The organism is Pantoea sp. AS-PWVM4, assembly GCF_000468095.1.
Classification (GTDB): domain Bacteria; phylum Pseudomonadota; class Gammaproteobacteria; order Enterobacterales; family Enterobacteriaceae; genus Pantoea; species Pantoea phytobeneficialis.
The window spans coordinates 254,468-268,343 of the sequence record NZ_ASZC01000004.1 but is presented as its reverse complement, the minus strand read 5'-3'; the positions used below and the strand labels follow the sequence as shown (position 1 = coordinate 268,343).

General features: G+C 57.9%; 15 protein-coding genes. 2 read left to right on the top strand and 13 right to left on the bottom strand.

Features of this window, described 5'->3' with window-relative positions; translation table 11 throughout:
* Window positions 1-46: 46 nt before the first annotated feature.
* The 7 genes from L579_RS05865 to L579_RS23935 all read right to left on the bottom strand — a co-directional run bounded on the left by L579_RS05865 (window position 47) and on the right by L579_RS23935 (window position 6,659).
* The gene (locus L579_RS05865; RefSeq protein ID WP_036625408.1) at window positions 47-796 is read right to left on the bottom strand and encodes an ABC transporter ATP-binding protein; all 750 of its coding nucleotides are present in this window, start codon (window positions 794-796) and stop codon (window positions 47-49) included.
* A gap of 18 nt (window positions 797-814) precedes the next feature.
* Window positions 815-1,681: an ABC transporter ATP-binding protein gene (locus L579_RS05860; RefSeq protein WP_021183358.1), complete on the bottom strand. Its 867-nt coding sequence runs from the start codon at window positions 1,679-1,681 to the stop codon at window positions 815-817.
* Window positions 1,653-2,558: an ABC transporter permease gene (locus tag L579_RS05855; RefSeq protein WP_021183357.1), complete on the bottom strand. Its 906-nt coding sequence runs from the start codon at window positions 2,556-2,558 to the stop codon at window positions 1,653-1,655. The genes L579_RS05860 and L579_RS05855 overlap by 29 nt, the downstream gene beginning before the upstream one ends.
* Window positions 2,555-3,580 (bottom strand): ABC transporter permease, encoded by a 1,026-nt coding sequence (locus L579_RS05850; RefSeq protein ID WP_021183356.1) that lies wholly within the window; start codon window positions 3,578-3,580, stop codon window positions 2,555-2,557. Before L579_RS05850 ends, L579_RS05855 begins: the two co-directional genes overlap by 4 nt.
* Window positions 3,577-5,208 (bottom strand): ABC transporter substrate-binding protein, encoded by a 1,632-nt coding sequence (locus tag L579_RS05845; RefSeq protein ID WP_036625285.1) that lies wholly within the window; start codon window positions 5,206-5,208, stop codon window positions 3,577-3,579. Before L579_RS05845 ends, L579_RS05850 begins: the two co-directional genes overlap by 4 nt.
* A gap of 58 nt (window positions 5,209-5,266) precedes the next feature.
* Window positions 5,267-6,421 carry a mandelate racemase family protein gene (locus tag L579_RS05840; RefSeq protein WP_021183354.1) on the bottom strand — a complete coding sequence of 385 codons (1,155 nt, stop codon included), beginning with the start codon at window positions 6,419-6,421 and terminating at the stop codon, window positions 5,267-5,269.
* Window positions 6,422-6,512: 91 nt separating this feature from the next.
* Entirely contained in the window at window positions 6,513-6,659 is a 147-nt protein-coding gene (locus L579_RS23935; RefSeq protein WP_021183353.1) for a hypothetical protein, read from the bottom strand.
* A gap of 75 nt (window positions 6,660-6,734) precedes the next feature.
* Between L579_RS23935 and L579_RS05835 the strand changes: the two genes are divergently transcribed.
* Window positions 6,735-7,850 (top strand): ABC transporter substrate-binding protein, encoded by a 1,116-nt coding sequence (locus L579_RS05835; RefSeq protein ID WP_036625282.1) that lies wholly within the window; start codon window positions 6,735-6,737, stop codon window positions 7,848-7,850.
* 12 nt (window positions 7,851-7,862) lie between these two features.
* A complete protein-coding gene (locus L579_RS23930) occupies window positions 7,863-8,069 on the top strand; it encodes a hypothetical protein (RefSeq protein WP_036625280.1) in 207 nt (68 codons plus the stop codon).
* A gap of 594 nt (window positions 8,070-8,663) precedes the next feature.
* On the opposite strand, the gene L579_RS05825 is transcribed toward L579_RS23930, so the two are convergent.
* From L579_RS05825 to L579_RS05800, 6 genes are read right to left on the bottom strand one after another with little or no spacing between them, the layout of a single operon-like run.
* Entirely contained in the window at window positions 8,664-9,929 is a 1,266-nt protein-coding gene (locus L579_RS05825; protein WP_021183350.1) for an amidase family protein, read from the bottom strand.
* 3 nt (window positions 9,930-9,932) lie between these two features.
* Window positions 9,933-10,787 carry a TauD/TfdA dioxygenase family protein gene (locus L579_RS05820; RefSeq protein WP_021183349.1) on the bottom strand — a complete coding sequence of 285 codons (855 nt, stop codon included), beginning with the start codon at window positions 10,785-10,787 and terminating at the stop codon, window positions 9,933-9,935.
* A gap of 18 nt (window positions 10,788-10,805) precedes the next feature.
* Complete coding sequence (locus L579_RS05815) at window positions 10,806-11,543, bottom strand: class II aldolase/adducin family protein (protein ID WP_021183348.1); 738 nt, start codon at window positions 11,541-11,543, stop codon at window positions 10,806-10,808.
* A gap of 2 nt (window positions 11,544-11,545) precedes the next feature.
* Window positions 11,546-12,280 carry an ABC transporter permease gene (locus L579_RS05810; RefSeq protein ID WP_021183347.1) on the bottom strand — a complete coding sequence of 245 codons (735 nt, stop codon included), beginning with the start codon at window positions 12,278-12,280 and terminating at the stop codon, window positions 11,546-11,548.
* Window positions 12,281-12,285: 5 nt separating this feature from the next.
* Complete coding sequence (locus tag L579_RS05805) at window positions 12,286-13,032, bottom strand: ABC transporter permease (RefSeq protein ID WP_021183346.1); 747 nt, start codon at window positions 13,030-13,032, stop codon at window positions 12,286-12,288.
* A complete protein-coding gene (locus tag L579_RS05800) occupies window positions 13,029-13,859 on the bottom strand; it encodes an ABC transporter ATP-binding protein (protein ID WP_021183345.1) in 831 nt (276 codons plus the stop codon). Before L579_RS05800 ends, L579_RS05805 begins: the two co-directional genes overlap by 4 nt.
* Between the last annotated feature and the right edge of the window lie 17 nt (window positions 13,860-13,876).

The following is a 13,876-nucleotide window of genomic DNA, read 5'->3' as shown; positions in this document are numbered from 1 at the left end:
GCACGATGGCGGAAAATCCGCGCGATAAATCGCGCCGCTACGGGAGTTAAGCCAATTGAGGGCACCTGCTCGCCTCTACCAGCATCTGCGTATACGGCACCGCCGCCTGTCCCGCCACCAGCGACTCCACATCCAGCGTTTCAAGCACTTTGCCGTGCTGCATCACCGCAACGCGGTGACACAGATGCGCCACCACGCCGAGATCGTGAGTGACCATCAGGTATGTCAGATTTTCCTGTTGCTGCAAGTCACTCAGCAAATTAAGAATCTCCGCCTGCACCGAGACATCCAACGCGGAAGTCGGTTCATCCAGCAGCAACACGCGCGGTTCCAGAATCAGGGCGCGGGCTATCGCCACACGCTGACGTTGACCACCGGAAAGCTGGTGGGGGTAACGCGTTTGCCAGGCGCGGTTTAACCCGACCTTTTCCAGCATGGTCGTCACGCGCAGTTGCCGCTGACTGATGCCATGAATATGCAGCGGCTCCTCAAGAATATCGCCAAGGGTATGACGTGGATGCAGCGAACCGTAAGGATCCTGAAACACCATTTGTACTTTGCGGCACAGCGGGCGCGTGATGCGGTGCGCCAGCGGTTGATCGTCAATCGTCAACTCCCCGTGCCAGTGGTTAAACAATCCGGCGAGGCATTTGAGCACCGTGGTTTTGCCGGAACCGGATTCGCCCACCAGGCCGAAGATTTCACCTTCCCGCACTGCGAGGTTAACGTCAAACAGCACCTGGTGACGCTGTTCATCCTCGCCAAAACTGAGGTTAAGATTCTGTACCCCGATCATCGGTTTCATGCGTTCTCCTTAAGGTTGCAGCCAGCTGGCCTGACGTTGTAGCACCGGCAGCCGTGGGCGACGTTGGTCGATATCGGGCAGCGCCGCCAGTAACCCCTGGGTGTAGGGATGCTGCGCCCGATCGAGGTCGGCGGCGGCTAACGACTCCACCACCCGCCCGGCATACATCACCAACACCCGGTCGCAAAAATGGCGCACCAGATTGATGTCGTGACTGATAAAAATCAGCCCCAGCCCGCGTTGCTTCACCAGATCATCCAGCAGGCCCAGCACCTGCAAGCGCACGGAAATATCCAGCGCTGAGGTGGGTTCATCAGCGATCACCAGCTCCGGGTCGGTGATCAGCATCATGGCGATCATCACGCGTTGCCCTTGTCCACCGGAGATTTCGTGTGGATAGAGTTGATACACCCGTTCAGGATCGCGGATGCGCACCACATCCAGCATCGCCAGCGCACGCTGACGGGCTTCATTGCGCTGGCCGGGGTGATGGCTGCGCCAGGCTTCGGCGATCTGTTCACCGATTCGCACTACCGGATTGAGGGAGTATTTCGGGTCCTGCATAATCATTGAGATACGTTTCCCCCGGATAGCACGCATCTCCGCCGGGGTGGCACGCAGCAGATCCACCTCACCAAATTGCATACGTTGTGCGCTGATCTGCGCGCTTCGCGGATGTAACTGCAACAGGGCGCGGCCAACGGTGGATTTACCTGAACCGGATTCACCGACAATCGCCAGTTTCTCCTTCCCAAGCTGGAAGGAGACGCCACGCACCGCCGGGGTAAGCTGGCGTCCCTGCGCGAAACTGACCTGTAAATCTGCTACGTCGAGTAACGGCGGGGCGTTACTCGCTACGGGGATCGAGGATGTCACGTAAGCCATCTCCTAAGAAATTAAACGCCAGACTGTTCACCAGAATCGCCAGACCTGGCACCGTCACCACCCACCAGCACTCCAGCATATAGCTGCGACCGCTGGCGATCATCGCACCCCATTCCGGATCCGGCGGCTGTGCGCCGAGGCCGAGAAAGCCCAGCCCGGCAGCGGTAAGAATGATGCCCGCCATATTCATGGTGATACGGATAATCACTGACGGCAGGCACAGCGGGACAATATGTTTCCACAGCACGCGCAGCGGCGAGGCACCCTGTAAACGCACCGCAGAGATAAAATCCGCCTGCCGCAGCGACAACGCTTCGGCACGCGCCAGACGGGCGATGGGCGGCCAGGCGGTAAGGGTAATGGCGATCACCACATGTTCCAGACCAGGACCAAGCGCGGCGACAAAGGCCAGTGCCAGCACCAGACTGGGGAAGGAGATAAAGATATCGGTGACGCGCATCAGCACGCTATCCACCTTGCCGCCAAAATACCCGGCGGTTACGCCCAGCAGCAGGCCAAGCGGGCCGACCGTGACCGATACCAGCAGCACGATATACAGCGTGATGCGCGCCCCCCATACCAGGCGGCTGAAAATGTCGCGACCGAATTCGTCGGTGCCAAACCAGTGCTGCGCGCTGGGGGGACTCAGGGCGTTATTGAGATCCTGAATCAGCGGATGGTATGGCGCGATCCACGGCGCAAACAGCGCCGTTACCAGCAACAGCAGAATGATCGCACCGCCAATGGCGGTCAGCGGATTGCAGGCCATACGCCAGATAAACTGGCCGCTACGGGACGCAAAACGGCGGAAGCGTGCCAGACGCTCCTGCGCCGCGCTGGTGTAAGGGGTATCCAGCGAAATCGTCATACTTTAGTCCTCGGGTCGAATACCTGATAAAGCAGGTCAGAAATCAGGTTAAGCAGGACAAAAATCAGGCCGACCACCAGTACGCAGCCCATCACCGCATTCATATCGCCCAGCATCAGGCTGCCGGTGAGATAGGAACCAAATCCCGGCCAGGAAAACACCGTTTCGATCAGCACCGCGCCTTCCAGCAACGAGCCGTAAGCCAGCGCCACCACCGTCAACAGCTGGACCAGGATATTGCGAAAGGCGTGTTGCCAGATCACCTGCCACTCGGTCAGCCCCTTCACGCGCGCCGTCAGAATGAACTCCTGCGTCAGTTGCGCCAGCATAAAACTGCGCGTCATGCGGCTGATATACGCCAGCGAGTGAAAGCCGAGCAGAGAAGCGGGCAGGATCAGATGATTGAGCGCGCTGGCGAACACGCTGCCATTTCCGGCCAGCAACGCATCGACCAACAGCAACCCGGTGCGGCGCGGCACCAGACCGTCCAGGCTGAAATCCACCCGTCCGGCACCACCGACCCAGCCGAGATGGGCGTAGAACAGCAGCAGGCCCACCATCCCGACCCAAAAAATTGGTGTCGAGTAACCCGCCAGGCTGATGATGCGCACCACATAATCCACCACGCCATTGCGTCGTGCCGCCGCCCAGACGCCGAGTGGTACACCCAGCCCGGTGCCGATCACAATCGCCAGCGTCGCCAGTTCCACCGTGGCCGGGAAGACGCGCAGGATATCGTTGATCACCGGCTGGCCGGTCAGCAGCGCCATGCCAAGATTGCCGTGCAGCAGGCCATTGAGGTAGATGACAAACTGCACCCACAAGGGTTTATCAAAGCCGAGTTGATGATAAACCTGCTGATAAGTGGCGTGATCGGCATCCGGTCCGACAATCGCCAGCACCGGATCGAGCGGCATCACGCGACCGATAAAGAAGGTCAACAGCAGCAGGCCCATCAGGGTGATCAGCACCTGCCATCCACGGCTGCGGATGCGCCGCCAGTGGCTTCGCGTCAGTTTCATGGCGTACCTCCTGCCAGGCTATCCGGGGTTTTCCATACGTCGCGCAAAAAGGTGGTGGCCGAAGGATGCGGGATATAATCCTGTACCCGGTTATTCACCACCACGGAATCGACCATTTGCGAGATGGGCATCAACGCCGGTATCAACTGGTCGTAGCGACGTTGAATGGCGAAGTAATCCTGCTGTTGACGGACGCTGTCGCGTTCCAGCAGCGCCTGGTCGATCATCTGGTTGAGTTGCGCATCGTAGAAACCGGTACGCCATCCCTGGAAATTGGTCAGTCTGGCGCTATCGGCGTTGTTCGGGTTGTAGACCAGCGAACGCAGGCTGGAGTGGGGATGCGGTTCCACGCCGCTGCCGCCACGTCCGACCAACAGATTGAACTGACGTTCACGCATCGCGCCATAGATCTGGTTACCGGTGCCGGTGACGATTTTGGCGCGAATGCCGCCCTGCATCAGCGTGGACTGAATGGCGATGGCGATATTCAGAAACGGTTGGTCTGCCAGCACGCGCAGGGTGGTGTCAAACCCATTGGGATAACCGGCTTCCGCCAGCAACGCTTTGGCGCGGGGGATATCCAGTTTGTAGCCAGGGTCGGGAAGGGTGGCGGGCATCCCGGCCTGAATCGGACGTTGATGTAGTTCGCCATAACCCGCCATCAGGCTTTTGTTGATGCCCTGATAATCCACCAGATAGCGTACCGCCTCGCGCACTTTGGCACTGGCGAAATGCTTATCCTTCATGCTCATCGCCAGATAGTAAATTGTGCCTTTTGGCACCGCATCGACGGTGAGATCCGGGTCGTGGCGCAGCGCTTTGACGTCCGGGATCGCCATATTGCTGGCAATATCGATATCACCTTTTTCCATCATCAGGCGCAGCGTCTGCGACTCCTGCAAATGGCGGAACACCACGCGCGACAGCTTCGGTGCGCCCCGCCAGTAGTCAGGATCGCGATTCATACGCAGCACGTCTTTCGCCTGCCAGACATCGAGGCGAAACGGGCCGGAACCGGCTTCATGGGTGGTCAGCCAGCGGTTGCCCCAGTCCCCGTTGCTGGCATGCGCCTGCACGGTTTTGCTGTCCAATACCACCATGCTGCCGAGCGCAGCCAGTGAATACAGTACCAGCAGCGGGTCGTTGGCTTTTGGCAGACGCAGGACGACGGTGCGTGCGTCCGGTGCGGTTATCATCTGGTCGACATTGTCTTTGCTGAAACCATAGGATTTCCACACCGACGCCTGGGCCAGATTCAGGTGCAACACCCGGCGCATCGACCACACCACATCCTCACTGGAGAGCGGATTACCGGAATGAAAGGTGACATTGTCACGTAGGTGGAAGGTGAGCTGGCGGTTGTCCGGGCTAATCTCCCAGCGTTCCGCCAGCGCCGGACGGACATGGGTGAGCTGGCGTGGGTCCAGCTCCACCAGCCCGTCATACAGATTCACCACGATGCCCACCACTTCATTACCGGTCATGGCGGCGGGATCGAGGGTTAACAGGTTGTTCATATTCATGCCGACGATCAGCTGATCATCCGGCGTGGCGGCCCGCAAACCGGGGCTGGCCGCCATCAGCAGCAGCGCCATACAGCACGCTGTGCAACGGAGCAAAAGATTCATAAGCAAAGTCCAGCAGGTCAGAGGTTTATTGTTGTTTGCCGTACTGCTTGTGTCGGGGTTACCAGCGATTCAGGGTATGGGTTTCAATCCAGCTAAAGTTGATATCCTCGCCCAGACCGGGGCGGGTTGGCAGATGCACAAAACCCTGGTCATCCATCGGGTCAACCAGGCTGTTGAGATACGCAGGCGGTTGCTCGTAATCGAGGAACGGATGCAGTAAGCCTCGTTCGTACCAGCGGCAGTTGCGGATGGCGCCCACCACCGCCAGGCTGGCGGCACCGTTGCCGTGGACTTCACAATCCATGCCAAAGGCTTCGGCCAGACTGGCGACTTTCAGGGTGGCCGAGATCCCACCGACGCCGTTGGCCCCGGCACGCAGAATGTCGCAGGCTCCGGCACGCACCCAGTCAGCGCGGCTGTGATGTTTGCCGCCGAGGCTTTCCGGGCCAAGCACATCAATGCTCAGGTTATCTGCCAGCCAGGCATAAGAGGCCATGCTCTCTTCTTCCATCGGTTCTTCAAACCAGGTGAAGTTGAGTTTTTCCAGCGCCTTACCAATGGTGAGGGCATCGCTGCGGCTGTACCAGTGGTAGCCGTCCAGCATCAGGGCGATATCCGGTCCAACCGCTTCCCGCACCGCCGCACAGGCTTTGATGTCCATGATCGGGCTGGGCGCAAACGACACCGGCGGCATCCAGGTATGCAGCTTAATCGCGCGATAACCGCGCGCCACCAGTTGCTCGGCAAACTGTGCGTATTCATCGGGGGTCGATAAGCCACCTTCCAGTTGATCGCCACACATGGTGCTGCCATAGGCGGGGATGGTGTCGCGGTAGCCGCCGAGCAGTTTATGCACCGGCAGTTGTAATTTTCGGCCAATCAGGTCCCACAACGCCTGTTCCACCGCCGACAGCGCGCGCTCCGTTAACTGATGGGCGCTGCCGCGTTGCCAGTGCACCAAATCCTGCCATAGCCGTTCACGATCAAAAGCGTTTTGCCCCAGCAACACTTTGCGGAAGAAGGCGTTGACCACATGCGGGCGAATCACTTCCGCCGGCGCGAAGGCATAGCCGCAGTGGCCGTCTTCGCTGGTCAGGGTAAGCATGGCCAGTTGTGCATCGCTTTCCGGACCGGGATGCGAATGCCCGGCGCTATCCGATACACGGCGGGTGGGGTAACTGAACAGGGTGACATCAATGGCGCTGATCTTCACGGCAACTCCTCCGGGAATACATACCCATACCTGGGTGTTAATGAAAAATTAAAACGTTGTTTCATTTTTTAATCTAGCGTTCACCTTTTGTTTACGCATTAGCCAAAATGCGGTAAATCGCGGCGATAAATTGGGCAATTGCATGGGGTGTTGTGAGGGTTTTCACGAAAGACGCACGTTTTGTGAGCGGCGACACAGCCAGCGGGATGTAAAAAAATGTGTCGTGAAGGCTTTTCATTTTCTTTCCGCCAGGTAATAGTGACGCCGCGAAATGCATTAATAATAATCATTATCATCTGTATGGGTAGATCACATGAAGAATTGGATGTTAGCGCTGGGGTTACTGACGTTTTCCTTAAGTTCGTCTGCCAAAGTTATTACCGATGTGGCCGGACGCCAGGTTGAGGTGGCGCAGGAGTCAAAACGTATCATTCTGGGGGAAGGGCGACAGATGTACCTGCTGGCGGCCTTCGATACGGCGACCCCTTTTCAGCGCGTGGTAGGCTGGCGCGATGATTTCCACAAGGCGGATTACGATGGCTACATGGCGTATGAGAAACGTTATCCGCAAATCAAGACGTTACCGACTTTCGGTGGGGCAAAAGATGGCACCTTCAACGTCGAACAGGCGCTGACGCTGAAACCTGATTTGGTGTTGATGAACCTCGAATCCAAAGCGGCGACCGACGAAGGCAAACTGATCGAGAAGTTGCAGGCGGTGGGCATTCCGGTGGTGTTTATCGATTTCCGTGAGAAACCGATGGAGCACGCCGAGCAGAGCATCCGCATCATGGGTGAACTGGTCAACAAACCGCAGCGCGCGGAAGAAATTATCGCGTTCCGTCGTGCAGCGATTGCCAAAGTGACCGATCGCCTGAAGAACTTTGACGGCAAACGCCCGAAAGTGATGATTGACCGTGCCGGTGGTTATACCGACGAATGCTGTATGTCATTTGGCAACGAGAACTTCGGTCAGATGGTGGAACTGGCGGGCGGCAGCAATATCGCGAAAGACCTGATTCCTGGCACCTTTGGCACCCTGAATCCTGAACAGATTATCGCCAGTCAGCCGGATGTGGTGGTGGTGACCGGTGCCAACTGGAAGAACTACAACACCGTGGGTAAATGGGTGGGTGTGGGGCCGGGAGCTGACACGAAAGAAGCGGAAGCGCGTCTGCGCACATTGATGATGCGCGATGCGTTTAAAACCTTGCCGGTGGCACATAACGGCAATGCCCATGCGATCTGGCATCAGTTCTACGACAGCCCTTATCAGTTTGTCGCTATTCAGGCGCTGGCGAAGTGGCTGCATCCCGAGTTGTTTGCCGATCTCGACCCGGATGCGACCTTCCGTGAATTCCACGAAAAATTCCTGCCGTTGCCGTATCAGCCGGGTTATTGGGTGACATTACCGGCTGACAAGTCCTGATACAGGACTCAAATGACGGGCAATAAAAAAGGATTTGGCAGCAACGCCAAATCCTTTATTTTTGTTCACGTAACGGCTGGTAACCGGGTGGTGAACGGGGTGCTCAGCACTCATCACAAAACGAATCATAAATTGTGCAGAGAAAGATTTCAAGTTCAGGAAAATTACTGTATGGTTATACAGGTGTTGAGTGCCGGGCGTGATCTCATTGCTTACTGATGACTCCCAGGGGCGCGGATTGTCAAAATCCCGGCAGGTACCAGGTGGTGCTGGCCTGTGGCTTTCACAATGAGCGCCGCTCAGCACTCATCACAGATGTGCTAAGGCGTTCGGCGGGTGGAGTCAAAGTCCCGAATGTCGCAAGGCGCGCTCCTGTCACGGGAGAAGGAAAGTGATGGAACTGATTAGATTACTGTTGGACCTGGTCCGGGTTATCTTGCAGATCATCGTTGCCCTTTTGCAACTGACCGGTCAGGCCCACTGACCGGAACTTGAATCAAGGCGGAGCTAACCACTCCGCCTTTTTTCGTTCGACACGGCCTGATTCATCTTTCGTTCGTAGCGGCGCGATTTATCGCGCGGGTTTACGTGCACCAGCGGAAGGGCGCGCGATAAATCGCGCCGCTACCAGATCATCGTTGCCCTTTTGCAACTAACCGGTCAGGCCCACTGACCGGAACTTGAATCAAGGCGGAGCTAACCACTCCGCCTTTTTTCGTTGGTCACGGCTTGATTCATCTTTTGTTCGTAGCGGCGCGATTTATCGCGCGGGTTTTCGTGTACCAGCGGAACGGCGCGCGATAAATCGCGCCGCTACCGGGCCATCAGGGCGCTTGCCACTGCCAGCAGTCGCCGATCCTCTCCCGCCGCGAATTGCAACTCGATCCCCACCGGAATGCCCTCTGGCGTCTGCGCCAGCGGCAGGCTGATACAGGGCAGCCCCACCACGGTGGCGGGTTCACAATTGGCAATCAGTTGCCGAAACAGCGCGTTGGCTGTTGCTATCGTGGGTGGCAGCAGCGGCACGGTGGGGAAAATCAGACCATCAAGTTGATGTTGCTGAAAAACTGCCTGATAGCGCGCGGTGAGCTGCGGTTTCCACTGCGTCATTGCCGCATGATATTGCGCTTCGCTGACGGTCGCGGCATCTGCCAACAACGCCTGTACATCGGGGCTTTTCACCGCCTGTTGCAACTGAGGAAAACGATACTGGCTACCACGTTGTTGCAGATAACGTGGCAGATCGCGCAACATCTCAAACGAGGCCATTGGATAACCGGCCTGCACCGCCAGTTGGGCTACCTGGGTGATTTCCACCTCAATCAAGGTCACGCCACGATCGCGCAGTTGCTGCAACACCTTCTCCGCAGCTGAGGCCACCGCAGGCTCACAACCGTGCCAGAAATGCGCGCGCGGTACGCCAAGGCGTAAATCCGCCAGCGCCACCGCGGGGTGTTCGAATTCACCGCTGATGGCGCTATCCAGTGCCATCACATCGTCAATATGTTGCGCCAGGATACCGGCGGTGTCGCGACTGATCGAGATCGGTGCGATGCCCTGTTGTGGATAGCGCAGCAGCGAAGGACGAAAGCCGATCAATCCACAAAAAGAGGCGGGAAGCCGGACCGATGCGCCGGTATCGGTGCCAATGCTGGCCGGCACGATGCCAGCAGCCACCGCTGCCGCGCTGCCGCTGGAGGAGCCGCCCACCACGCGGCCAGGTAAAAAGGGGTGTAACACATCACCGCGTGCCGCATTTAACCCGCTGGTGCCGGAAGCCAGCTCATGCATGCTAGCTTTGCCGATAATAATCGCGCCGGCCTGTTGCAGACGGGTAACCAGTTCAGCGCTGTGGCTAACCCGTTCTTCTGCCAAAAGCGCCGTGCCGATGCTGGTCGGCATGCCTGCGACATCAATATTATCTTTTACCACCAGCGGCAAACCGGCGAGCGGTGCGGCGCTGTCAACGGTGGCGGCTGCCAGCGCGGATTCAGCAGCCAGCCAGCTCAGGCTATTCAGATGGCGTTGCTTATACGCCTGGAGCAACGCCCGATGCAGTCGTTCGCCGGATTGCGCCATGCTTTACACCATCGCCTGCGGGCGTTCGCTGCCTTTCACCGTGGCGCGATGCATCACGCGGCGGTAGGCCACATCGTCATACGGCGTGGCCTGGTGCATGGTGCAGCGGTTATCCCAGATCAGCAGATCATGCGCCTGCCACTTATGGCGGTAGGTAAAGGCTTCGCTGATGGCGTGCGCGTTGAGGCGTGCCAGCAAGGCTGCGCTCTCTTCCGGCGGCAGACCGACGATCTCTTTGACAATGTCCTGTCCGACAAACAACGAAGGACGTCCGGTTTCCTGATGGCGGCGCACCAGAGGGTGCACCACATCCGGCGTAGCGGCTTTTTGCTCCGCGCTCAGCGGCTCCCGGTCGGCGAAGGCTTTGGCGTAATACGTGGAGTAGGAGTGTACCGCGCTCAGCGGTTGGATCAGACGCTTGGTGTCCTCATCCAGCGCATCATAAGCAGCAAACATTGAGGAAAACAGCGTATCCGCGCCGACCGGTGGCACTTCCACCGCGTGCAGCACCGAGCCAAAGCAAGGCACTTCGTAATAAGACCAGTCAGAGTGCCAGTTCCAGCCCTCTTTATGGTTGCCAATCGGTTTACCGTCCTGCTTCACATTCGATAACACGTACAGTTCCGGATAGGGTGTGGTGAGGTACTGACTCAGCACATGAACCTGAAGCTCGCCAAATTCACGCGCAAACGCCACATGCTGCGCTTCACTGACCGACTGGTTACGTAGCAGCAGGACAGAATGAGTATTCAGTGCGTCGCGCAACGCGGCAAAGGTGGCGGGATCAATCGGTTGTGTGGCATCGACGTTCAGCACTTCCATGCCGATATGGTCTGTTAACGGGCGTAACTCTAACATCGGTAACCTCCTGAATGTTTACTGACGGTAGCTGGGATCAAGTTTGTCCAGCAGACGGATAAAGGCGGGCCACTCGCGCTCACCGCGCAGGCGAATATCCCCCTCACATTGGTTAAACTGGCGGGCGGCTTTCTCGGAGACCGCTTCCGGCGGCAACAACAGCTTGCTGCCGCTGCCCTGAGCCATCAGTTGAATGCGGGCAGCTCGTTCGAAGTAGTACGCCAGCATAAAGGCTTCCGGGATGGTTCGAGCGGCGGCAAGAATGCCGTGATTGCGCAGCACCATCACCTGATGTGGGCCGAGATCGCGCACCAGTCGTGCCTGCTCGTCGGTATCCAGCGCCACACCTTCATAGGCGTGGTAACCGAGGCGATTCCAGAAGTGCATGGCAAACTGGCTCACCGGCTGTAAGCCTTCCTCCAGCGCCGACACCGCTGTTGCCGCATCCGAGTGGGTATGTAACACGCAGATGGCATCTTCACGCGCCGCGTGGATGGCGCTATGGATCACAAAGCCCGCGCGGTTCACCTCGTAATCACTCGGTTCCAGCGCATGACCTTGCAGGTCGATTTTGATCAGGCTGGAAGCGGTGATCTCAGAGAAAAACAGCCCGTATGGGTTAATCAGAAAATGGTGTTCCGGCCCCGGCAGACGTACCGAGATATGGTTATAAATCAGGTCATCCATGCCGAAATGCGCCACCAGCCGATAACAGGCGGCAAGCTGAATGCGGAGTTGCTGTTCGGTTTGCGTCATGATTATTTCCACCAGATAAAGGTTGTGTCGAGCCAGGCCAGCAGGCCATAAAGCGCGATGCTGACCAGTGAAGAGACGACCACGGCGGCCCAGACGGTAAGCAGATCCACCTGCTGCGTGGATTGAAAAATCGTCCAGCCGATGCCCTGGTACGCGCCGAGCATTTCCGCGACAATCGCGACGATAATGCTGCGTACCAGGCCTACGCGCAGGCCGCTGACAATATTGGGTAACGCAGCGGGGAGTTGCAGTTTGCGCATGATGGTCAGGCGGCTGGCACCAAAGCTGCGCATCAGATTGATGATCTGCGGGTCGGCCTGTTTCAGCCCGTGCAGGCTGTTGACCAGAATCACAAAGCTCACCGCCAGGATCACCAGCACGACTTTTGACAGTGCGCCCATACCAAACCAGATCAGCGCCAGGGGGATCCAGGCCACGGTTGGCACCGAGTTAATCGCCACCGCCAGCGGCATCAGAATCGCCTCCAGCGGACGGAACACGGTCATTAACATCGCGAGTGACAGACCGACCAGCAGGCCAAGGGCAAAGCCGCTCAAGGCCTCAACCAGTGTCCAGCCCATCGAAATCCACAGGCTGCTACCGTTGCTCACCACCGCCAGCACGATGCTGTGCAACGAAGGCAGGACAAAGGGGGGAATGTGAAACAGCCAGATGCTGCCTTCCCACAGCAGGATCAGGCTGAACACGCCAAACAGCGGTGGCAGGAATTTACGCATCACGATTATTTCCCCCACCAGGCCAGTTTGCGCTCGCAGCGTTCCACCACGCTGTACAGCAGCGCGCCAGTCAGCCCACAGATGACGATCAGCGTCCACATGCGCACCACGTCTTCGTTGTACATCGACTGGATCAGCAGCACGCCGAGGCCCACGGTATCGCCGAACCATTCACCGACAATCGCACCGACCAGACTCAGGGAAATCCCCAGTTTCAGCGCGACAAAAATGGCAGGAGCGGCGGCGGGGAAGTGCAACACCAGAAAACGTTTCAGGCCGCTGGCACCAAAGCTACGCAGCAAGCTGATATGCAGTGGATCGACCATTTGCAGCCCGCGTTTGGTATTTAACGTGACCGGCAAAAACGTCAGGTAAAAGGCGATCATCACTTTGGCAAACAAGGTGTTGCCGAACCAAATCACCACCAGCGCGCCAAAAGCGATCACCGGCACGGTCTGTGACACCACAAACAACGGAAACCAGGCGCGATCGATCCAGCTAACGTAAAAGAACAGGATGCCGCACGCCACGCCAAAAGCAGAGCCGAGGGCAAAACCAAGCAGGGTTTCCAGCGCGGTACGTCCGGTGCTGGCCAACAGTTGATCGGCGTTAGCCCGCATATCCTGCGCCACCATCATCAGCGATGGCAGGTAGCGTGGGCTGATGGAATACAGCGTGACGCTGCCCTGCCAGCACAGCAGCACCAGCAACACCGTCACCACCAGCGGGTGAGTCAGCAGCCGTTTCGTCATGATTGCCCCTCGTGTTGGGTAAAGCGAAACGACTTCATGCTCTCCTCCTCGATCGCGTCCAGCAGCCGTTTTTTGATGGCGATAAACTCGGCGGAGGTGACGATATCCGGGGTTCGCGGGCGCGGCAGATCAATAGGCTCGACGCATTTAATGGTGCCGGGACGGGCGCTCATGACCACCACTTTACTGCCCAGGAAAATCGCTTCATCAATATCGTGAGTGATAAACAGAATGGTGCGGCGGTTCTGCTCCCACAGCTGAAGCAGCCAGCGCTGCATCAGGGTGCGGGTCAGGGCATCCAGCGCGCCAAAGGGCTCATCCAGCAGCATCAGGTCGCGTTGAAACAGGAAGGTACGCATCAGCGCCACGCGCTGACGCATCCCGCCGGAAAGCTGGTGGGGATAGCTTTGCTCAAAACCACTCAGGCCAAAGCTGGGAAACAGCGCTTCAGCACGTTTGCGCGCCTCCTTGCGCGGTACGCCTTCACACTCCAGTGCCAGAATTGCGTTATCCATGATGGTGCGCCACGGCAGCAGCAGATCGCGCTGCGGCATAAACGACACTTTACCCAGCAACTCACCATCCCGCTGTGACTGGCCTTTAAACAGGATCGCGCCGTCGTTGTCGGGATCAAGCAGGCCAGCAATCATGTTAAATAACGTTGATTTACCACAGCCGGATGGGCCAACCAGGGTGACAAACTCGCCTTCATTCACCGTCAGGTTGACGCCGGAGACGGCGATCACCGGTTGCTGCGCATCGCCAAAGCGTTTCCATAAATTATCCAGCTGCAACAACGGCAGATGTTTTTTCGGTGCCACGGTCATCAGGCTTCTCCGCGCAG

What these genes read in the sequence shown, in the direction of transcription:
- L579_RS05865 (WP_036625408.1), bottom strand. Translation starts at nt 796, where the DNA reads ATGATCGGGGTACAGAATCTTAACCTCAGTTTTGGCGAGGATGAACAG.
- L579_RS05855 (WP_021183357.1), bottom strand. Translation starts at nt 2,558, where the DNA reads ATGACGATTTCGCTGGATACCCCTTACACCAGCGCGGCGCAGGAGCGT.
- L579_RS05850 (WP_021183356.1), bottom strand. Translation starts at nt 3,580, where the DNA reads ATGAAACTGACGCGAAGCCACTGGCGGCGCATCCGCAGCCGTGGATGG.
- L579_RS05845 (WP_036625285.1), bottom strand. Translation starts at nt 5,208, where the DNA reads ATGAATCTTTTGCTCCGTTGCACAGCGTGCTGTATGGCGCTGCTGCTG.
- L579_RS23935 (WP_021183353.1), bottom strand. Translation starts at nt 6,659, where the DNA reads ATGAAAAGCCTTCACGACACATTTTTTTACATCCCGCTGGCTGTGTCG.
- L579_RS05835 (WP_036625282.1), top strand. Translation starts at nt 6,735, where the DNA reads ATGAAGAATTGGATGTTAGCGCTGGGGTTACTGACGTTTTCCTTAAGT.
- L579_RS23930 (WP_036625280.1), top strand. Translation starts at nt 7,863, where the DNA reads ATGACGGGCAATAAAAAAGGATTTGGCAGCAACGCCAAATCCTTTATT.
- L579_RS05825 (WP_021183350.1), bottom strand. Translation starts at nt 9,929, where the DNA reads ATGGCGCAATCCGGCGAACGACTGCATCGGGCGTTGCTCCAGGCGTAT.
- L579_RS05820 (WP_021183349.1), bottom strand. Translation starts at nt 10,787, where the DNA reads ATGTTAGAGTTACGCCCGTTAACAGACCATATCGGCATGGAAGTGCTG.
- L579_RS05815 (WP_021183348.1), bottom strand. Translation starts at nt 11,543, where the DNA reads ATGACGCAAACCGAACAGCAACTCCGCATTCAGCTTGCCGCCTGTTAT.
- L579_RS05810 (WP_021183347.1), bottom strand. Translation starts at nt 12,280, where the DNA reads ATGCGTAAATTCCTGCCACCGCTGTTTGGCGTGTTCAGCCTGATCCTG.
- L579_RS05805 (WP_021183346.1), bottom strand. Translation starts at nt 13,032, where the DNA reads ATGACGAAACGGCTGCTGACTCACCCGCTGGTGGTGACGGTGTTGCTG.
- L579_RS05800 (WP_021183345.1), bottom strand. Translation starts at nt 13,859, where the DNA reads ATGACCGTGGCACCGAAAAAACATCTGCCGTTGTTGCAGCTGGATAAT.